We start from the raw sequence: 20,986 nt of genomic DNA, 5'->3' as shown, positions 1-20,986 counted from the left end.
TCGTTTTGGCTGTTGTCAGTTTATATCATTCCTGTTTCCGGGTATTTAACCCGTTACTGTGCGTTCACATATTGTTGTTGTGGCGCAGAGAGTAAAGTTCCCTCGTAAGCATCAGCTCGTGCATAGCCTTGTCCAGTCTCGCCTCGCTCACGGCATTGACGTGCCTGAGCAGTTCGTTCACGGTCTCCGTGCCGTTCTCCACCTTCTTTTCCGTAGTTTTCCTGATGTTCAGGCGCAGTGCTATTATCTCGTCGTCGAGTTCTATCTGCTTTCTCAGACCGTCGATGCTGCCGTATGAGTTTTCGTTCTGCATGCGTGTGTCGAGCATGAAAGTCTCACGCAGCGACTCCGTTTTCCGCTTTTGCGTTTCTATGTTTCTTATGTCGTTCCTGCGTGTGTACAAAGCCCCGATGTTCCAGCTGAGGGTCACTCCGGCAGCCAGTGTGCCGTTCTTTACGATGTTGTTGATGCGGTTGTGATAGACAGCCGCGCCGAAAAGCGATATCTGTGGGAGCAGACGGGTGTCGAGTGCGCTGCGCTGTCTGTCAAGCAGACGCATGCGGGCGGAGTAATATTCCAGTTCCGGTCTGCGGTTCTCCACACCTCCATGGTCGGGTATCACTGTGTCGGCAGGTCTTTGCAGTTGTGTCTCAGACGTCAGGTCTTTCCCTGTGAATGCGGCGAGCATCCTCACGTAAGCGTCGCGTGACGTCGCCATACCGCTCTCCTGCTGGCGCGCCTTCAGCTGTTCCACCTTTATGGCGTCCGCATCCGACTGGTTGGCAAGTCCTCCTTTCATCAGTCCCTCCACGGTGCGCATGCTTAGTGCGAGGTCGTCCTGAAGCAGCCTTATCTGCTTCATCTTCTCGTCCAAGGTCAGTATTGAGAAGAATAGTTCCTCCACACGGCTGTCTATGTCGTACATTGTCACGTCGAGTCGGCTTTTCTCCACATCAGCCTCTGCACGTGTCACGCGCTTCCTCGCTGCGGTGGAGCCTCCGTCATATATGGTCTGCTTCACCTGTAGCATGGCTCCGTATATGTCGTTGCTTATTTCTCCGGGCGCGCCTCCAGCCACGTTCCCGGTAATGTCTGACATCAGTACGGCACCCGCCGCCACGCTTATCTTGGGCAGCCATGCCTTCGACGCGTTGTCCACGGTGTAGTCGCGGCTCAGCTCTATCAGCCGATACTGCTTCACGGAAGGATAGTTCTCTCTTGCCGAAGTCTTGCATTCGTCGAGTGTCACCTGAGCCCCTGCCGGTAGTGAAAGCACAACCGCGATTATTGCCTGTAATGTTCTGTTTGTCATTCTTATATACATACGTTGTCTTTTATATTTTTCAGGGAAAGTATAACCGAGTGCAATGAGACGTTGTATTCCCTTTCCCGGTGTGCAGCTTATCTATGACAAAGATAATGAAAGGTGAGTGCAGTAGCATGGATGGTAAACTTTGTTTTCCATACTTGATATTGCCGAACCGCATCTTATCTTTGGCAAAGATAGTGCATAAACCGCTACACTTCATTATCATTACTTATTTATGAATGTTCTTTTTGTAATATTTTATACCGACGTCTGCATGTTTGAACCATGAATTGATTATATTTGCAGTCGTGGTGGGGCGTATGCGACTGCTGTCCGCCCTGTAAATACGCAAAACCTCGCGTTGACAGACGCATCCGTACCGTTGTCGCGCCACGCTGAATATATTGCTTACACATTATATTATATATTATGTCGGAAAATCACAATACTTTCGACCGCCTTTCATTCTCTGATATGCGAAGGATGGTAGATGACAGGGATACTGACGGGAAGACCTTTTTCCTCGGTCACGACTTTGCCATGATAAAAGGCTATAACAAGGTTTTCGACAATATTCTAAACCGTAAGGCTCCGTTTCTCGTCGAGGACAGCAGGTTCCTGCTGCTGATGCGAGGTGAGGCAGACGTCACAGTGAATCTGATTAACCGCAGGTTTCACGCCGGCATGCTCATATATGTGGGGCGGGGGAGTGTGGCGCAGATAAACCGTGTGAGTCACGACTTTATGCCGCATGGCATGCTGATGGGCGACGACTTCCTCAATCTCGCGTTCGACGGACGCCTCCCCGTGTCGCTGTGCGGCAGTGAGTCGTCGTTTCATATGCTTCTCCCCGAACACGACATGGCGGTTCTCTCCGGCATGATGCGCGTGATATGGGATGTCGTACATCAGTCACCTTTCTGCCGCGACGCGGTGTTGGGCATGGCGTCGGCGTTTGTCAATTATGCCGACTGGCTCAGACAACGGCTGATAAGCTCGCCGGTGAACGTCCGTTCGCGTGGGCGCGAGGTGTTCGAGAGGTTCATCACCCTTGTCAACACCCATTGCAGGGACGAGCGTCAGCTGTCGTTCTATGCCGGCAGGATGTGCATGTGCGAGCGTTATCTTGGCACACTCGTGAGGAAGGCGAGCGGTGTCACTGCAAAGGAATGGATTGACCGGGCTGTCGTTACGGCTGCGAAGGTGATGCTGTGCCACACCCGAATGCCTGTCGGCGAGATAGCTTACAGACTACATTTCGCCAACGACAGTTTTTTCTGCAAATATTTCCGGAGGCTCACGGGAGTTACGCCCACGGAGTTCAGGTCGGAATACGACAGTCTGAAAAAGGTGACGTCGGATGCATAAATATACGCTTTTGACGGTAAAAAATCTTGACATCCGTAATTCGCGAAAGAGAATGCGGAAAGATGTGAAAATGACAATAGAACACCGTCCGCGCCTCCTTAAAGTGTGCGAATGGTGTATTTTATAAAGTGAAATATTGTCTTTCGCTATACGATATGGTGTTTTCCGGCATACGGAAAGCACTGTTCCGCACTCCCGAAAAGGCTCTTTCGCGGCATGAGAAAGGCTTTTCCGCAGTGCCGTTGTGCCTATGCGGAAATGGCGTCAGGCGTAATTGGTTGTGTGGCTGGGAGTTATGCGTAACGCCGTATTTCTGCGTTTTCCTCGTCGGAAGGCATCTTTTCCGTAAATATTCGGTTCTCGTGAAGTTGAGGTATGGTCTCCGCCGCCTTTTCTGCATGAATATACGGAAATGCATGCATAATTATGCGTAGTCCCGACCATGTCTTTCCGCCGCTTTCACAGAGCCGCCGCACAGTCCCTGTTTGCCCCCGTCCGCATGGCTGCCTGCACAAATAAACATGACGGCAGATTTTTTCTATTTTTTTAATATGTAATATCATGCCTTTTTAGTAACTTTGCATCTCGAACGCATATAATAAATTTAAAATGGCTGGAACAAAACAAATCAAGACTGCACTTGTGTCCGTCTACCATAAGGACGGACTTGACGAACTGCTTGCAAAGCTCAATGCCGAGGGCGTGAAATTCCTTTCTACCGGAGGCACACAGAAATTCATAGAGTCGCTCGGATACGAATGCCGCACCGTGGAGAGTGTCACCACATATCCGTCCATACTCGGAGGCCGTGTGAAGACCCTTCACCCGAAAGTGTTCGGAGGCATTCTCGGACGCCGCGACAACGAGGGCGACCGCGAGCAGATGGCTCAGTATGAGATACCGGAGATAGATCTCGTGATAGTGGATCTTTATCCTTTCGAACAGACAGTGGCAAGCGGAGCGTCAGACGCCGACATAATTGAGAAGATAGACATAGGCGGCATATCTCTCATACGTGCCGGAGCAAAGAATTTCAACGACGTGGTCATTGTCCCGAGCAAGGCTGAATATGGCGTGCTGCTCGACATCCTTAACCGTAAGGGCGCGCAGACCGACCTTGAGGACCGCAAGATGTTCGCCACGAGAGCATTCGGAGTGAGCAGCCATTACGACACTGCGATACACGATTGGTTCAGCAAGTGATGTCCTGATTATATTCCCGCGATATGCCGGACGCATCGGCGAGAGACACGTTGGAGTGGTGCGGATGGTCCGGCTGACACGCAAAAGAAACAGCAAAACAGAAATTCAATAATTAAGGAAATGGGATTTTTTTCATTCGTTCAAGGGATAGCAATGGATTTGGGTACGGCGAACACAATCATTATCAGTGATGATAAGATTGTCGTTGACGAGCCGTCAGTGGTCGCGCTCGACCGTCGCACAGACAAGATGATTGCTGTCGGCGCAAAGGCAAAGATGATGTATGAGAAGACGCACGACAATATACGCACCATAAGGCCGCTTCGCGACGGAGTGATAGCCGACTTTACGGCGTGCGAGCAGATGATGCGCGGACTCATAAAGATGGTGCACACCGGCAGCAGACTGTTCTCGCCGTCGTTGCGCATGGTGATAGGAGTGCCTTCGGGAAGCACCGAGGTGGAGCTGCGCGCGGTGCGCGACAGTGCCGAGCATGCCGACGGACGCGACGTGTATCTTATCTTCGAGCCCATGGCTGCGGCGATAGGCATTGGCATCGATGTTGAGGCTCCGGAGGGAAACATGATTGTCGACATAGGCGGAGGAAGCACCGAGATTGCCGTAATATCGCTCGGCGGCATCGTGTCAAACAACTCCATACGCACAGCCGGTGACGACCTGACAGCCGACATTCAGGAATACATGGCACGCCAGCATAACGTGAAGGTGAGCGAGCGTATGGCTGAGCGCATCAAGATACATGTGGGCTCTGCCCTGACAGACCTCGGCGAGGAGGGTCCGGAGGACTTCATCGTGCACGGACCTAACCGCATCACGGCACTGCCTATGGAGGTTCCGGTGTGCTATCAGGAGATAGCGCACTGTCTGGACAAGACTGTGGCAAAGATAGAGAACGCTGTCCTCTCCGCTCTGGAGAACACTCCGCCGGAGCTGTATGCCGACATCGTGAAGAACGGCATATATCTTACCGGTGGCGGCGCGCTGCTCCGAGGACTTGACAAGCGTCTTACCGACAAGATAAACATCAGGTTCCAGATTGCCGAAGACCCGTTGCACAGTGTTGCAAAGGGAACCGGCATCGCGCTGAAGAACATTGACAGGTTCTCGTTCCTGATGAGATGATTTTCTGATAATTCATGACTCTCCGCCCGTGACCGGCATCACGGCATTTCTTCCCGCACTGCGGGAGGGTGCGCGCGCTTGTGGTCGGGGAGTCGTGAATTGTCGTTTATGGATGATGAGTTGAACGATGCGCAATCTTTTAGACTTTCTTGCAAGACATTACCACTGGTTTCTGTTTCTGCTGCTGGAGACAGTCAGCGTCATACTGCTGTTCCGTTACAACAGCTATCAGGGCAGTGTGTGGTTCTCGTCGGCTAATGCCGTGGCTGGAAAGGTGTATGCGTGGAGCTCTGCGGTGGAACAGTATTTCTCGCTTACCGAGGTGAACGAGAAACTCACTCAGCGCAACCTGTATCTCGAAAGACAGCTCTCGGCGGTTGCCGAGCGACAGGTGAGCGAGAGGAAAGACACCACTTACCTGGAGCGTCTTCAGATGGAGACAATGCGGGGGCTTGTCACCATACCCGCAAAAGTGGTGAGCAACTCTGTCAACAGGCTCGACAACTTCATCACAATAGACAAGGGCTATGCCGACGGAGTGAGGAAAGACATGGGCGTGGCGTGCGGTTTCGGAGTGGTGGGCATTGTATATCTCGTGTCCGAACATTATTCTGTGGTCATCCCCGTGCTCAATTCGCACTCCAATATCAGCTGTACCATACGCGGAAAGGGTTATTTCGGATACCTTCACTGGACGGGAGGCGCATCCGATGAGGCTTATGTGGACGACGTTCCGCGCCACGCTCGATTCCGCATAGGTGATGTGGTGATAACGAGCGGATATTCTTCGGTGTTTCCGAGGGGTGTGGTCGTGGGTACCATAAAGCATGTGTACAATTCGGACAACGGTCTCTCATACAGACTGAGAGTGAAGCTGTCGACCGATTTCGGATGCCTGCGCGATGTGTGTGTGATAAGCGACTCTTCTATGAAAGAGAGGCAGCAGTTGCTCAATGCGGCTGTCGACTCTATAAAGCCGAAGTACTGACAGACGGCTGAAAGGGGGCGCATGCGGTTGTTTCACATGGATAATAACGATTTCTGAGACATGAATCTGGACTGGGTCAAGACTTTGTCGTTCTTTATAGTTCTGCTGCTTGTGCAGGTGCTTGTGTTCAATCACATCCATCTGTTCGGCTATGCGACACCTCTTTTATATGTTTATTTCGTGCTTCCGGCACGCCGCGGCTTCCCCAAATGGGCTTTGCTGCTGTGGGCTTTCCTGCTCGGACTGTCGGTGGATGTCTTTTCCAACACGCCCGGACTTGCAGCCGCATCCATGACACTCGTGGCTCTCATACAGCCATATCTGCTCGAGCTTTTCGTGCCGCGCGACAGTCCTGACGACCTGAAACCCTCTTTCCGCTCGCTGGGAGCGGCAAAATATATGTTCTACACCTTCATCCTGGTGTTTGTCTACAGCGTGGTGTTCTTCTCATTGGAGATATTCAGTTTCTTCAACTGGCTGCAATGGCTTGCCAGCGCGGGTGGAAGCATGCTACTGACACTGGTTATGGTGTGGGTAATAGAAAACCTGGTTAAAAGAGAATGAAGGACTTCAGTCTTGAAAACCGGCGTTTTGTCATCGGCGGAGTGGCTGTGGTCATCGTGCTGATATACATCATCAGACTTTTCACTCTACAGCTGATGAGTGACGACTACAAGAAAAACGCGGACAGTAACGCCTTTCTTAAAAAGATAGAATATCCGTCGCGGGGTATCATAAAAGACCGCAACGGCAAGCTGCTCGTGTATAACCAGCCCGCATACGACATCATGGTGGTGATGAACGAGGAGAAAGGAAGGCTCGACACCATGGAGTTCTGCCGCACGCTCGGCATATCAAAGGAGTACTTCATAGAGCGTATGGCTGAGATAAAGGACCGTTCCAAGAATCCGGGATACTCGCGTTTCACCCAGCAACTGTTCATGAGCCAGCTCTCGAACGAGGAGTTCAGCATGTTCCAGGAGAAGATATTCCGCTTCCCGGGGTTCTATGTGCAGAAGCGAAGCATACGTCAGTATCAGTACAGTCATGCCGCCCACGTGCTGGGAGACGTGGCGGAGGTGTCTCAAAGCGACCTTGAGGACGACGATTATTACCAGCCCGGCGACTACATAGGTAAGCTGGGAGTGGAGAAGTCGTACGAGAAGGTGCTGCGGGGGGAGAAAGGTGTGCAGATATTCCTGCGCGACGCGAGGGGCAAGATACAGGGAAAGTACATGAACGGAGCATACGACCGCAAGCCGGTTGCGGGGCGCGACCTCACCCTGAGCATCGATCTTGAGCTTCAGGCTCTCGGAGAGAGACTGCTTGAAGGGAAAATCGGGAGCATCGTAGCCATCGAACCGTCCACCGGAGAGGTGCTTTGCATGGTGTCGTCGCCTACATACGACCCGAAGATGATGGTGGGAAGATTGCGCGGAAAGAACCATAAGAAACTGTCGCTCGACTCTTGGAAGCCTCTGTTCAACCGTAGTGTGATGGGTCAGTATCCTCCCGGCTCGACGTTCAAGACGTCACAGGCGCTCACGTTCATGTCGGAGGGAATCATCGGTCCCGGCACTGCCTATCCGTGCCATCACGGTTTCTATTACCGGGGAATGCACGTGGGATGCCATTCCCATTCCTCTCCAGTGGCTCTGGTGGGCGCGCTCAGCACGTCGTGCAACTCTTATTTCTGCTGGGGACTGTACAACATGATTAGCAACCGCCGCAAGTACAAGAGCAAGGCAGAGGCTCTCAACACATGGCGCGACTACATGGTGAGCATGGGCTTCGGCTACAAGCTCGGTGTTGACTTGCCCGGAGAGAAGCGCGGAATGATTCCCAACGCGTCGTATTATAGCGACATGTATCAGGGCTATTGGAACGCGCTGACGGTCATAAGCATCTCCATCGGTCAGGGAGAGGTGGCTCTCACGCCGCTGCAAGTGGCAAACCTGTGCGCCACGATAGCCAACAGAGGATATTATTATGTGCCTCATGTGGTGCGGAAAATACAGGACATGCCGCTCGATACAACATATACACGCCGTCATTACACCAAAGCCACGCGCCGCGCATACGACTATGTGGTGGCTGGAATGCGCTCCGCCGTGGTGAAGGGAACGTGCCGCTCGGCAAACACTCCGGCTTATGAGGTGTGCGGAAAGACCGGAACGGCGCAGAACCACGGGCAGGACCACTCCATATTCATGGGTTTCGCCCCGATGAACAATCCCAAAATAGCGGTGGCGGTGTATGTGGAGAACGGTGGTTACGGAGCCGACTTCGGTGTCCCCATCGGCTCTCTGATGATGGAGAAATATATCACCGGCAAACTCTCTCCGGCGAGTGAGGAGCGCGCCACGCATTTTCAAAACAGTAGAATTGCATATGGTACAAGGAGCAGGTAGGCGTCAGAGCGTTTTGTGTTCGATAGACTGGTGGACCATCGGACTCTATCTCGCCCTGCTGATATTCGGTTGGATAAGTGTGTGCGGTGCGAGCTACACTTACGGCGACAACGACATTTTCAGTCTGGACACACGTTCAGGCATGCAGGTGGTGTGGATAGCGACGTCTGTCTGTCTCGGTTTCGCCATACTGCTTATGGACGCGCGCTTCTTCGACACGTTCTCATACATCATCTACGGCATACTTCTGCTGTTGCTGTTCGCCACGATATTCAACCCGCACGACATCAAAGGCTCCCACTCGTGGATAGTTCTCGGTCCGTTGCGCCTTCAGCCCGCCGAGTTCGGAAAGTTCGCCACAGCGCTCGCGCTTGCCAAACTGATGAGCTCGTTCGGCTTCAACATACACCGTTGGAAGCATTTCGCGGCAGCGTGCGCCATAATCCTTATGCCGATGTTCTTCATCATCGGTCAGCGCGAGACGGGTTCAGCGCTTGTCTATCTGTCGTTCGCGCTTGTGCTCTACCGCGAAGGTATGCCCGGCAGCATACTGTTCACAGGAGTCGCGATGGTAGTCTATTTTGTCGTGGGGATAAAGTATGAGCAGGTGCTTCTTGCCGCCACGCCCACCTCTGTGGGCAAGTATGTGGTGTTTCTGCTTGTTCATGTCTTCACGGCATCAATGATTTACGTCTATTGCAAGGAACGCCGCCAGACATGGCTCATGCTTGCCTATGTGCTCGGCATAACGCTCACGGCAACGCTCTTTTCTGTTTTTGTGATACCGTTCGACATCGTTCTGGTGCAGATTGCGCTCAGTGTGCTTGTCATGCTTTATCTTCTTTACCAATGGCTGCGCACCCGTCTTTACAACTATCTGTACATAATGCTGTTCTCTCTCGGCTCCATCATGTTCTTCTATTCAGCCGACTATGTGCTCAACGATGTGATGGAACCCCATCAGAGGGTGCGTATCAACGTGCTGCTCGGTCTGGAGGAGGACATATCAGGCGCCGGATATAATGTTCATCAGAGCGAGATAGCCATAGGATCGGGCGGATTGAAGGGAAAGGGATTCCTCAACGGAACGCAGAACAAACTCAAGTTCGTGCCCGAACAGGACACCGACTTCATCTTCTGTACGGTGGGTGAGGAGGAAGGTTTTCTCGGTTCGGCGGGCGTGCTGCTGCTTTTCCTGGCACTGATATTAAGGCTTATATATCTCTCCGAACGCCAGACATTCAAGTACGGACGCATTTACGGCTATTCGGTGTTGAGCATATTCCTGTTTCATGTTTTCATAAACGTCGGCATGGTTCTCGGACTTACGCCCGTGATAGGCATTCCCCTGCCGTTCTTCAGCTACGGAGGCTCGTCGCTGTGGGGCTTCACCATCCTGCTGTTTATCTTCCTTCGGATAGACGCTGACCGCAAGTCAGTCAACACTTAGAGATATTCCCACGTCGCTTATTCCCGGCAACATCTCCCTCTTCATGTCGTGTCTGACACGTATGTGGAGCGAGTCGCCCTTGCTGAGGCGCATTTCCCTCAATGGAAATCTGAACTGATAGCAGCTCAGTCCCTTGCCTCTGGTCTTGCCGATGGCGTCGGTAAGCTCACATCTCACGGTGTCTGTGAAGGTGGTGTCGGCAGGAACCAGCCTCTGTTCCACAATGAGAGTGAGCCCCACGAACGGATAGCTGACGGTGGCTCTCAGTCCGAGCGACGTACTGTACACACCGTCAGCCGTGAGTCTGGGGATGTCGAAGCGCAGCGTGTCGTTCTTTTCCCACCCCGAAAGAGGTGTATGCTCATATCTGTCATACACCCTTCTTTCGTTGCAGGACGGCAGCACCGTCGCGGCAATGATTCCCACGATGAGTGCGGAAAAAGTCTTTCTCATTCCTGTTTCGGTGACGTTTCGGTTTTCTTCGGCTGCTGTGCCGTCTCCCTTATGCTGTCCTTGTTTCTGTTCTGTGCGGCGTTGCCCTGCTGCCTGTTTCCTCCGTTGGGCTGTCTGTTGTTCCTGTTTCTCGAGGCGTTGTTCCTTTTCTTCTTCCTGCTTTTGTCAAATCTGCTGATGTCAGCCTCGGCAAGCAGGTCGGCGGGACGGCTTTCCTTTTTCGGTTTCCCGTTTTCGGTGAGCGAGAGAGGTTTCTCCCCGTGTTTGTTCATTTCTATGATGTGGTGCGCCCTGTCAAATGAAATCGTCTCCACGTTTGACATCGTGTTCTTGTCGGTGGAGTAGGTGACGAGTCCTGTGAGGATGTCGCTTTTCACGAGATAATGGTCGCTGTCCTTTGTCTGGAGCACAATCTCCTTGCTCGGCATGGAGCGTCTTGCCTCCACATAGTCGTCAGCCTCGTAGTTGAGACAGCACTTCAGCTTGGCGCACATGCCCGCCAGTTTCTGCGGATTGAGCGATATGTCCTGTATGCGCGCGGCGTTGGTGCTCACGCTCACGAAGTTTTTCATCCATGTGGCGCAGCACAGTTCCCTTCCGCAGGGTCCTGTCCCGCCTATGCGTCCAGCCTCCTGACGCGCGCCTATCTGCTTCATCTCTATCCTTACATGGAACGTTTCAGCCAGCACTTTTATGAGTTGTCTGAAGTCAACGCGCTCGTCCGCGATGTAGTAGAATATCGCCTTGTTGCCGTCGCCCTGATATTCCACGTCGCCTATCTTCATCTGCAGTCCGAGGTCTTTGGCTATCTGCCGGCTCTGTATCATCGTGGCGTGCTCCCTGCTTTTAGCCTCATGATACATGTCCATGTCCACGGGCTTGGCTATGCGGTATATTCTCTTGATGTCGTCAGCCGATTTCAGGTTGGCTTTCTTTATCTGTAGCTTCACCAGCTCGCCCGTAAGAGTGACCACTCCGATGTCGTGTCCGGGGGTTGCCTCCACCGCAACGATGTCGCCCTTTTTCAGTTCTATGTTGTTCACATTATGATAGTATCCCTTCCGTGTGTTCTTGAACTGCACCTCCACGAGGTCGGTCCTGTCGGTGTTTCCGGGCACGTCGTACAGCCAGTCGTAGGTGTTGAGCTGCCTGTCCTGCCTTCCGCACGCCCCGTGGCAGAGTCCTCTGCCGCAGCCGTGGGCTATCTTGAATTTCATATCTTTAAAGTCTGTCATGTCTTGAAGTATAAATTTGTATTATAAAAGTATATATATATAGTTGTAGAATGCTTATTTGCGCTTGTGGAGTAAGATGATAATCTGGAGTGACATTTCGAAGAACACTATCTTGGCGTTGGCGTTCTGCGCTATGTCACGTCTCGCCTTTGCCGTCAGTTCAGCCATTTCCACAATGTTAGCCTCATTGATGAACGGTGCGAAACGCCTTGCGAACTCCTCTTCCTCCTCCGTCATGTAGTTGAGCTCAGGCGTGTGGAAGTTGTACACGAAGTACTCCCTGACAAGGTGTGTGAAGTAGTCGAGCAGGCGTCTCTGCTTCTCCCGTCCGTATCCGGCTACGCTGTCGCTCCACTTCTTCAGCTCCTTCACCTTGCGCTGGTAAGCCAGACGCATGAGCATGGTGAACATGTCGAAGAACATCCTGTTCTCGTTGCCGGCGTTGAGTGTCTCGATGGCCTTTGTCCAGCTGCCTCCGGCAAGGCGCGCCATGCGTGCCGCCACGTTCTGTTCTATGCCCCTGCGCGCCATGAGCTCGCGTTCCATGTCGGCGGAGTCTATCGGTCTGACGTCTATGCGCTGTGTCCGGCTCCTTATTGTCTCGAGCAGCTGGTCGGGCTGTTCGCTCACCATGATGAAGAGAGTCTGTCCGGGCGGTTCCTCGAGCAGCTTGAGCATCTTGTTCGCGCAAGTCTGGTTCATCCTTTCCGGTAGCCATATTATGCACACCTTATATCCTCCCATGCTCGGCTTGAGGCTCAGTATGCGTGTCAGCTCGTCGCTCTCAGCCCCCGTTATTATAGCCTGCTGGTTTGCCGCCCCGATGGCGTTCATCCACTGTTCGAATGTGAAGTACGGTCCTTTGGCTACCATCTCGCGCCATTCTTTTGCGAAGTCGCCGCTCACGGGCTGGTGTTCCTTGCCCATGGACGGCAGTTTGATGGTGGGGTAAGTGAAGTGAAGGTCAGGATGGTTGAGGTGGTCGGTGAGTGCCGTGTCGCCGAGCAAGTATGCCGCGAACCCCATGGCTATCGCCATCTTGCCGCATCCCGACGGTCCGCACAGCAGTATGGCGTGCGGCACCCGTCCCTCGCTCTTCATCTCCTTCAGTCTGTCTATTGTCTCATTCTGTCCGACTACGTCCTCAAAACTCATTCTCTCTTCAGTGTTCTATTTCAGATTTTACAATATGTTACTTACAATCTCCCTCACAGAGTCGGATGCCGACATCGTGTAGAAGTGTATGTTTGTCACGCCCGCCGCATACAGTTCGCGGCACTGCGTCGTGGTCCACTCTATGCCGAGGGCGCGCGCGTCGTCGTCGCTCTTGCACCTGACAGCCTCCAGCGCGAGCTCCTGCGGCAGGTCGCACCTGAACGTACGGGGTACGGCAGTGAGCTGCGACACCTTTGTGAAAGGCTTTATGCCCGGTATTATTGGTATGTGTATGCCCATCGCGCGCGCTTTCCTGACAAACTCGAAATACTTGCTGTTGTCGTAGAACAGCTGTGTCACGGCATACTGCGCCCCCAGTTCCTGCTTCGCCTTCAGCCATTTCATGTCCATCTCGATGTTAGGCGCCTCCTCATGTTTCTCCGGATATGCCGCCACGCCGTAGTCGAAGGTGCCCATGGGACATTTTATCGGTGTGCCGTCGGCAAAGAATCCGTTGTTGAACATGTTCACCTGCCTTATCAGGTCGGTGGTGTGCGCGTGCCCGTTTGGCGTCGGAATGAAGTTGCGGTCCTCCTTAGCCTTGTCTCCGCGCAGCAGCAGGAGGTTGTCTATTCCGAGAAACTGGAGGTCGAGCAGTTCGTATTCGATGTCCTCGATGGTAGCTCCGCTGCATATGACGTGGGGAATGACAGGTATGCCGAACCTGTTCTTTATCGCGGCGGCGACGGCAATCGTTCCCGGGCGACGCCTTATGCGCCGTCTCTCGAACAGTCCTCCTCCGGTCTCGCGGTAGACATATTCGCTGTGATGTGTGGTGATGTTGATGTAAGCCGGAGCGAACTCCTTCAGCTTCTCTATGGTAGAGAACAGGCTGCCCGTGCCCGTGCCTTTGAGCGGCGGGAGCACCTCGAACGAGAAAGTGCGCCTGTCCGTGCGGCTCAGCATTTCCTTTATTTTCATTCTTATGGGCGTATATTGTCTTTGTTGTTTTATTTTTAGTTCTCCTTGCAGCCGTAGCATGTCACGTCGCGTGCGGCTTGAAGCGTTGTGGCGGAGCTATCTCGACATCTCTCCTTTTATCAGCAGACATGCCGGTGAGACCACTCCTCCGTGGTCGAACCCGCTTAGTTCGTGTATGGGTATCTCGCTGTTGCCCACTCCCTCGAGCACCGCTTTAAGGTAGAGATTCTCCTCATAGCGCGCCATCTGCTCCAGACGGCGGTCTCCGGTGTACAGAACCAGGCGTGTGCCGAGCTTCCGCGCGTTGTTTAGCGGTGCGTATTTGTCCACGACAGGCAGTGTGAACGAAATCTTGCGTTCCTTCCTTATGGTGTAGTGGGTAGCCGCCTGACCGCTCACGGGGAAGTAAGCCCGTATGGAGTCGGCGTCTGTTCCGTATTCCGCCAGATAGCTCTTGTCGAGTGCGAGCATGAGTGTGAGGTATCCTCCGGCGGAGTGTCCGCCCACGTAAACCTGCGAAGGGTCGCCTCCATATTCGGCTATGTGCTTCACCGTCCACGCCACGGCGGCAGCCGCGTCGCGCGTGTAGTCGGGGCATTTGCAGCGTGGAAAGAGTCTGTAGTTGGGCGCGACGATGGCTATGCCCGAGTTTTGCAGCTCCGGACGCAGCTCCTTTGAGCCGCCCTCGAGCGCGCCGCCGTGAAACCACACGATGGTCTTGAAGCCCTTGCGTCCTTCGGGCATGTAGATGTCGAGCTTGCAACGCTCGCGTCTGTATGCCGATGTGTCGCTGTCGCTGACATATTGTATGTCCTTCACTGTCTTGTATTTGTCCTGTGCGGCAAGCGTAAGCGATGCGCAAAGTGCCGCGAATGCAAGTATGAGTCGTCTCATTTTCCTGTTTTTTATGTGTACTGTCTGTATTACAGAGAGTGTTGCCTGACGGCAAGATACTGTCAGTTGATGTTCAAGATAATGCAAATCGAGCGCAACGGCAAGTCGGGAAAACGGAGTTTTGCCAGGCTTGACACTGCCGAGATGCCGCTTATCTTATACAAAGATAATGCAAGCGAGCGGCAAAAGAGCTTGCTCTTATTTGCCCGAGTGCCGCTTATCTTATACAAAGATAATGCAAGTCGAGCGCAACGGCAAGTCGGGAAAACGGAGTTTTACCAGGCTTGACACTGCCGAGACGCCGCTTATCTTATACAAAGATAAGAATTTTATCGATAAAAGAGGTCATATTGTTGTTGAACGGATTCTTATTAACTTATTTTTGCGTAATGAAAATATAAAGTGTTAAATATTAATCTCTGAAACCTCCGTATTCGCGTAACGGAGTAATGCTGTGGACTTATGCGCTGTTTTCGGGCGTCATGACCGGTATGGCTCAATGCGTTGTCTTTCAGTCCGTTCTATATGAATAGCCGTACGATATGTTTTCTTCCGCATTCTCAAAGAGCCTTTATCAGTTTGCGGAAGAGCCTTTCCTGCATGATGACAAAGGCTTTATTGTGACGTCGGAAAGCCTTTTCTGTGACACGGAAGAGCCTTTCCGGCAAATAAAAACGTCGGAAACGGTTTTGCAGTTCTACCGTTTCCGACGTCTGTTGTCAGCTTTTATGGTTGGTGATATGTTTGATTGCGTCCGCGTGTATGTTAAATGCTGACGATTTTACTGTTAATTAATGCAAAGTCAGAACCACGATCTGCAATCCGCAGCCCTTATTTATCCCATTATGTAACGCGCCTTTCTGCCGAGCAGTCTGTACATCGCCCATGTGAAGGCATAGGATATCATGAATATCATTATAGCCATCACAGGCACCTGAAGAGGTATTGGCAGCGACATCTCACCTATGAGCAGGAACACCGGACCTACCACGAAGTAGTGCACGATGTATATGCCAAAACCGTATTTGGGCATGGTGGCGAGAGCCTTGCGCATGCGCGCGCCGTTTATCTTCACTTTTTGCAGCAGGAGGAACACGGCGATTGTCATGAGCACCACGTTCGGACTGCAGAACGTGAAGTACAGTTCCATGTCGAGCTCCGTTGACGCCGGGTTGGCGGCAGCCGCGCTGAAACCTGTGAAAGTGACGGCATATCCGGCTGCGAACATCACCGCGCTCACCGCGAGAGTCTTGCCGAGGCTCCAGTCGTTGCCGCGTCGCAGATAGTGTCCGAGCAGCAGATAGCCTGAGAATCCTGCGAAGTAGTAGAACAGTCCGAACTCGTTCCATGTAGCCTCACCGAACAGATACTTGCTGATGTATGCCTCGCCGTAGGGGAGGAAGAGCGACACAGCCCATATGGTGAGGAACAGGCGTTCCGCACTTCTGCCGTATTTCTCTATCCATGCCGAGAAGAAGGGTATGTAGAGATACATGCCGATGAGCAGATACATGTACCACATGTGGTTCTCGGTGAAGCTGAACTGCAACGGAATCATCGCCACACTGCGAAGAGAGTCGGCGAGAGCCTGCGACTCGTTGCCCTGCACGTAGCAGAAAAAGTCGCCTATAATCTCCTTCGGCAGACCTATGACGCCCGTGAACCACGGGAATATGTTGTAGAGCACCGACCATATAAGCATGGGCCATAGTATGCGCGGGATGCGCTTCTTGTAGAAGTCCTTTATGCTCATGTCGCCTATGGGGAGCAGCAGCAGACCGGTCATCATCACGAAAAGCGGTACGGACGGGCGGAGCAGCGAGCCGTAGATGGCTGCCCAACTCTTGTATTCGGGCAGTTTTCCGAGAACCGGGGAGATGTAGAACGGGTCGATGCAGTGTACGCCTATTACCATTATCATGGCGACGAGGCGCACGACGTCGAGCCATACAATGTGTTCCTTTTTGTTCAAATTGTTCATTCTTTTTGTGGGTTTTTAGATGATTAGCGGTGCAAAGATATACTGTTTTTCTTATTTCATGTGCTTTTGTGCAATATTTTTTACGTATATTTTATTAATACAGGATGCGGCTCGGCAGTGTCCATTCCTTCATTTTCGGGCAGTTGCATGTGCATTCCTCAGCCGTCCTCCAGTAGAGACGCAAAATCTTGCGTCTCCCGATTGGCATGGCATTCCTTCATTGTCGGGCGTTTGCACGTGCATTCCTCAGCCATCCTCCAGTAGAGACGCAAAATCTTGCGTCTCCCGGTCGGTATGGCATTCCTTCATTGTCAGTCAGTTGCATGAGTATTCATCAGCCTCCCTTCAGTAGAGACGCAAAATCTTGCGTCTCCCGTTCATCATGTCATTCCTTCATTGTCAGGCAGTTGCACGTGTATTCCTCAGCCTCCTGCTTGTGAGACGCAAAATTTTGCGTCTCTACTTTTGTTAGGCAGCGTTGGTTGTTAATGGCGTGTGTGCAGGCATTACGCCACCTGTGATTGGATAATGCGGCGGAGGTATATTGTGACATCTGTTGTACGATTGTGCTTATTTGGTGTGGCGTTGTTTTTTTTGACGTATTTTATTTGTGCGGATATTTTTATTTTGTATCTTTGCATAAGGTGGGCTTCGGCTCGGCAATGCCAAGTCCGGTAAAACTCTGTTTTCCCTCCTTGTCGTTGCACTCGCCTTGCGCCACCTTTGCATAAGGTGGGCTGCACTCGGAAAATTGAGAACAAGTTCTCTTTCCACTCGTTTGCACCACCTTTGCATAAGGTGGGCTTCGGCTCGGCAATGCCAAGTCCGGTAAAACTTTGTTTTCCCTCCTTGTCGTTGCTCTCGCCTTGCACCGCCTTTGCATAAGGTGGGCTTCGGCTCGGCAATGCCAAGTCTGGTAAAACTTTGTTTTCCCTCCTTGTCGTTGCTCTCGCCTTGCACCACCTTGCTCTCTGTCTTGATTTATATGGTATTTACTAACCCATAAGCTTGATTATTTTTACAAAAGATGACGAACAATAGTTTATTTAACCGCATATTGCTGACGGTCGTCGCACTGGCAGCATTGGGCGGTGTGTGCGCAAGTGCCTCGGCGAAGGACGGAGGCAATGCCTATCTTATGAAAAGAGCGTCGCAGACATTCGACGCGGTGAGAAAACACATGGCGACGGACGACAAGGTGCTTTTGCAGGAGGCGGTGCCGGTGAAGGAAGGACAGAACCCTTATTCGTTCCTTTGGGGATATTCGGCTATGGTGTCGTCGGTGAGTGCCATGTATGAGGCGTCCGGCGACAAGCATTGGCTCGACGTCATGGACGGCATGATGCTGAAAGGTCTTGACAAGTATTATGACACCAAGCGGCAGCCTGCCGGATATGCGTCGTATGTGAACACGGCTCCGCAGAGCGACCGTTTCTATGACGACAACATTTGGCTCGGCATCGACATGGCAGACCTCTACGCTGCCACAGGGAAGAAAAGCTATCTGCAACGGGCTGAGGAGATATGGACGTTTGTGATGTCCGGATATGACGACAAGCTCGGAGGCGGCATATACTGGTGTGAGCAGAAGAAGGAGAGCAAGAACACATGTTCAAACGCTCCTGCAAGTGTGTTCGCACTGAAGATGTATAACGCTACGAAGGAGAAGAAATATCTGGAGCGCGGACAAGACATATACAAATGGACGAAAGACAGTCTGGAGGACAAGACAGACCATCTCTATTTCGACCATCTCACGCTGAAAGGTCGTCTGGGACGCGACAAGTATTCGTATAATACGGGTCAGATGCTTCAGGCGGCGGCAATGCTTTACAAGATAACGGGCGACAGAAAATATCTTGACGACGCCCGTCTCATGGCGGCTGCGGCATACGACAGGTTCTTCGAGGACAAGGGACGCGCGGACGGACTGCGCATTCTGAGGGGCGGAGAAATGTGGTTCGACTCAGTGATGCTGCGCGGATATATAGAGCTTTACGGCGTGGACAACGACGGCAAATATCTGAAGGCGTTCCTCGCGTCGATGGACACGGCGTGGGGCAAGGGCGGTTCGCGTGACGCGGACGGACTTTTCGGACGCCATTATGACGCGCGCGGAAAGAAAGGCGTGCGCACTCTGCTCAATCAGGCTGCAATGATTGAGATGATGGCGAGGCTGTCGGCGGTGAAGTGAACAGACCGTATATAATAATAGGTATAAATATAATAATGTATATATAATATAAAATCTATGAATCAAAGACTTAAATTCTTTGCCGGAGCAGCCGTGATGCTGGCTCTCTCGGCAAACGTTGCGCAGGCTAAAGACTTTGACGCGCAAAAGTACATCACACACGCCAAGGATGCCACGGCATTCGTGTCGAAACGTCCGGCGGAGTCTGAGCGTCTGTTCCGCTCGGATGCTGTGGAGAAGAAAATAAAGGAAGTGAAGAAGCTCCTGAAGGATAACAAATATCTGGCATGGATGTTTGAGAACTGCTTCCCGAACACTATCGACACCACTGTGCACTTCGACGGCAAGGACGACACTTTCGTTTACACCGGCGACATCGCTGCCATGTGGCTCCGCGACTCCGGAGCTCAGGTGTGGCCCTATGTGCAGCTGGCAAACAAAGACCCTGAGTTGAAGAAGATGTTGCGCGGTGTGATCCTGCGCCAGCTCAAGTGCATCAACATCGACCCGTATGCCAACGCATTCAATCCGGGTCCGCTGGAGGACAACCCGTGGGCAAGCGACCTCACAGACATGAAGCCCGAGCTGCACGAACGCAAATATGAGATTGACTCTCTGTGCTATCCGCTCCGACTGGCTTACCATTACTGGCAGGTAACGGGCGACACATCCGTGTTCGGTGACGAGTGGAAGGCTGCCGTAAGAAACATACTGAAGACCTTCCGCGAGCAGCAGCGCAAGAACGGACTCGGTCCGTACAAGTTCCAGCGCAAGACCGAGCGTCAGCTCGACACCGTATGTAACGACGGACTCGGTGCTCCCGCCAAACCGTGCGGACTCATATGCTCGTTCTTCCGTCCGTCTGACGACGCCACTACATACCTTTATCTCGTGCCTTCAAACTTCATGGCAGTGTCGTCGCTGCGCAAGGCTGCCGAGATTCTTACAAAGGTAAACAACGACGCAGCTACTGCCGGCGAGTGTACCGCTCTGGCTGACGAGGTGGCTGACGCGCTGCAGAAGCACGCCATATACAACCATCCCAAGTATGGCAAGATTTATGCTTTCGAGGTTGACGGATACGGCAACTACAACCTCATGGACGACGCCAACGTCCCGAGTCTGCTCGCTATGGCTTACCTCGGTGATGTTGATATAAACGACCCCATCTATCAGAACACACGCCGTTTTGTATGGAGCGAGGACAATCCTTACTTCTTCCGCGGCTCGAAAGGCGAGGGCATAGGTGGTCCGCACATCGGTTATGACATGGTGTGGCCAATGTCCATAATGATGAAGGCGTTCACAAGTCAGGACGACGCTGAGATAAAATGGTGCATAGAGACGCTTCAGCGCACTGACGCCGGAACAGGACTGATGCACGAATCGTTCAACAAGAACAATCCGGACAACTACACTCGTCCTTGGTTCGCATGGCAGAACACACTTTTCGGTGAGCTTATACTCAAGCTGATTGATGACGGCAAGGTAGATCTTCTTGTGAACGCGAAGAGATAAGAACGCCATATCGCGGCATGAACGTGCAACGCTTGTGCCGGGCGGATATATAAAACGTCGGCAGAAGAGTCCGTAGCTATGCGGACATACTTCTGCCGACGTTTCTTTTACGACAGACTGCCTGTTGGAAGAAGCTGATTATAAAAGTCGCGTGACTGGCTAAGCTGATTTATAAGACACATGAAAACACCTTCCGGATGTTTTTTACACCTTATTATATATATCACGTACGGCAATGAAGAATATTTATATATGTGAATAAATACCGCCTGAGCCGCATTATCCTAATGGAGTTGCTTACGTATTGTAATAAGAGTGAAATGTTAAAAAACGGATTTTGGCGAAGTATTTTATTATTTTCTTCGTGTTTTATTCTTTTTTTACAGAAAAATGGTTTACTTTGCATTGTATATAGAATTAGAGACATCAAATAAGGATTCTAACGAATTGAAGAATATTGAATTTTTGCCTCAAATCCTCAACTAAGCCCTTCAACGTCCTTCTTGCGTGTACATGTCCTCTCTTACTGAATTAGCAGATAAATTGAGGTAGAAATCCCCACTGCAACCCTCAATATTCCCTTACCCCACAATGCGACTTGAGGCAATACGCAGTATCATACCCATAAGTTGTAGGCGTTATCCAAAATCAGTCTGAAAAATGTCTGCGTAAGCATTATTACAGGTATAGATATTCAGCACAN

The 20,986-nt window shown here is 51.9% G+C and carries 16 protein-coding genes; 9 read left to right on the top strand and 7 right to left on the bottom strand.

Annotated elements, in window-relative coordinates; all coding sequences use genetic code 11:
* Nucleotides 1–64: 64 nt before the first annotated feature.
* Nucleotides 65–1,324 (bottom strand): TolC family protein, encoded by a 1,260-nt coding sequence (locus BN4609_RS13905; RefSeq protein WP_084791673.1) that lies wholly within the window; start codon nt 1,322–1,324, stop codon nt 65–67.
* A gap of 414 nt (nt 1,325–1,738) precedes the next feature.
* On the opposite strand from BN4609_RS13905, the gene BN4609_RS13900 reads away from it, so the two are divergent.
* The 7 genes from BN4609_RS13900 (at nt 1,739) to rodA (ending at nt 9,872) form a co-directional block, all read left to right on the top strand.
* Nucleotides 1,739–2,677, top strand: coding sequence for a helix-turn-helix domain-containing protein (locus BN4609_RS13900; protein ID WP_084791671.1), 939 nt, complete (start codon nt 1,739–1,741; stop codon nt 2,675–2,677).
* A 609-nt stretch (nt 2,678–3,286) separates the two neighbouring features.
* On the top strand, nt 3,287–3,880 hold the full coding sequence (locus BN4609_RS13890) for a phosphoribosylaminoimidazolecarboxamide formyltransferase/IMP cyclohydrolase (RefSeq protein ID WP_021992225.1): 594 nt from the start codon (nt 3,287–3,289) through the stop codon (nt 3,878–3,880).
* A 120-nt stretch (nt 3,881–4,000) separates the two neighbouring features.
* On the top strand, nt 4,001–5,023 hold the full coding sequence (locus BN4609_RS13885) for a rod shape-determining protein (RefSeq protein ID WP_021992226.1): 1,023 nt from the start codon (nt 4,001–4,003) through the stop codon (nt 5,021–5,023).
* A gap of 127 nt (nt 5,024–5,150) precedes the next feature.
* Nucleotides 5,151–6,011 carry a rod shape-determining protein MreC gene (mreC, locus tag BN4609_RS13880; protein ID WP_021992227.1) on the top strand — a complete coding sequence of 287 codons (861 nt, stop codon included), beginning with the start codon at nt 5,151–5,153 and terminating at the stop codon, nt 6,009–6,011.
* Nucleotides 6,012–6,071: 60 nt separating this feature from the next.
* Complete coding sequence (gene mreD, locus BN4609_RS13875) at nt 6,072–6,575, top strand: rod shape-determining protein MreD (RefSeq protein WP_068857194.1); 504 nt, start codon at nt 6,072–6,074, stop codon at nt 6,573–6,575.
* Entirely contained in the window at nt 6,572–8,422 is a 1,851-nt protein-coding gene (gene mrdA, locus BN4609_RS13870) for a penicillin-binding protein 2 (RefSeq protein WP_068857193.1), read from the top strand. Before mreD ends, mrdA begins: the two co-directional genes overlap by 4 nt.
* The gene (gene rodA, locus BN4609_RS13865) at nt 8,403–9,872 is read left to right on the top strand and encodes a rod shape-determining protein RodA (protein WP_068857192.1); all 1,470 of its coding nucleotides are present in this window, start codon (nt 8,403–8,405) and stop codon (nt 9,870–9,872) included. Before mrdA ends, rodA begins: the two co-directional genes overlap by 20 nt.
* Here rodA and BN4609_RS13860 read toward each other — a convergent pair.
* The 6 genes from BN4609_RS13860 to BN4609_RS13830 all read right to left on the bottom strand — a co-directional run bounded on the left by BN4609_RS13860 (nt 9,858) and on the right by BN4609_RS13830 (nt 16,571).
* Entirely contained in the window at nt 9,858–10,325 is a 468-nt protein-coding gene (locus tag BN4609_RS13860) for a gliding motility lipoprotein GldH (RefSeq protein WP_068857191.1), read from the bottom strand. The genes rodA and BN4609_RS13860 overlap by 15 nt on opposite strands.
* The gene (locus BN4609_RS13855) at nt 10,322–11,542 is read right to left on the bottom strand and encodes a PSP1 domain-containing protein (protein ID WP_206196566.1); all 1,221 of its coding nucleotides are present in this window, start codon (nt 11,540–11,542) and stop codon (nt 10,322–10,324) included. The genes BN4609_RS13860 and BN4609_RS13855 overlap by 4 nt, the downstream gene beginning before the upstream one ends.
* A 72-nt stretch (nt 11,543–11,614) precedes the next feature.
* Nucleotides 11,615–12,715: a DNA polymerase III subunit gene (locus tag BN4609_RS13850; RefSeq protein WP_068857189.1), complete on the bottom strand. Its 1,101-nt coding sequence runs from the start codon at nt 12,713–12,715 to the stop codon at nt 11,615–11,617.
* A 27-nt stretch (nt 12,716–12,742) separates the two neighbouring features.
* Nucleotides 12,743–13,696, bottom strand: a complete 954-nt coding sequence (locus BN4609_RS13845; RefSeq protein ID WP_068857188.1) for a methylenetetrahydrofolate reductase — start codon at nt 13,694–13,696, stop codon at nt 12,743–12,745.
* 96 nt (nt 13,697–13,792) lie between these two features.
* Nucleotides 13,793–14,590 carry an alpha/beta hydrolase gene (locus tag BN4609_RS13840; RefSeq protein WP_068857187.1) on the bottom strand — a complete coding sequence of 266 codons (798 nt, stop codon included), beginning with the start codon at nt 14,588–14,590 and terminating at the stop codon, nt 13,793–13,795.
* Nucleotides 14,591–15,425: 835 nt separating this feature from the next.
* Nucleotides 15,426–16,571 (bottom strand): acyltransferase, encoded by a 1,146-nt coding sequence (locus BN4609_RS13830; protein ID WP_068857185.1) that lies wholly within the window; start codon nt 16,569–16,571, stop codon nt 15,426–15,428.
* A gap of 1,027 nt (nt 16,572–17,598) precedes the next feature.
* On the opposite strand from BN4609_RS13830, the gene BN4609_RS13820 reads away from it, so the two are divergent.
* Nucleotides 17,599–18,765, top strand: a complete 1,167-nt coding sequence (locus BN4609_RS13820) for a glycoside hydrolase family 76 protein (protein ID WP_106390616.1) — start codon at nt 17,599–17,601, stop codon at nt 18,763–18,765.
* A gap of 57 nt (nt 18,766–18,822) precedes the next feature.
* On the top strand, nt 18,823–20,283 hold the full coding sequence (locus BN4609_RS13815; RefSeq protein ID WP_068857183.1) for a glycoside hydrolase family 125 protein: 1,461 nt from the start codon (nt 18,823–18,825) through the stop codon (nt 20,281–20,283).
* The last annotated feature ends 703 nt before the right edge of the window (nt 20,284–20,986 follow it).

The organism is Leyella lascolaii (assembly GCF_900079775.1).
In the GTDB taxonomy this organism is placed as follows: domain Bacteria; phylum Bacteroidota; class Bacteroidia; order Bacteroidales; family Bacteroidaceae; genus Prevotella; species Prevotella lascolaii.
This window is presented reverse-complemented; position numbering and strand designations above follow the sequence as displayed.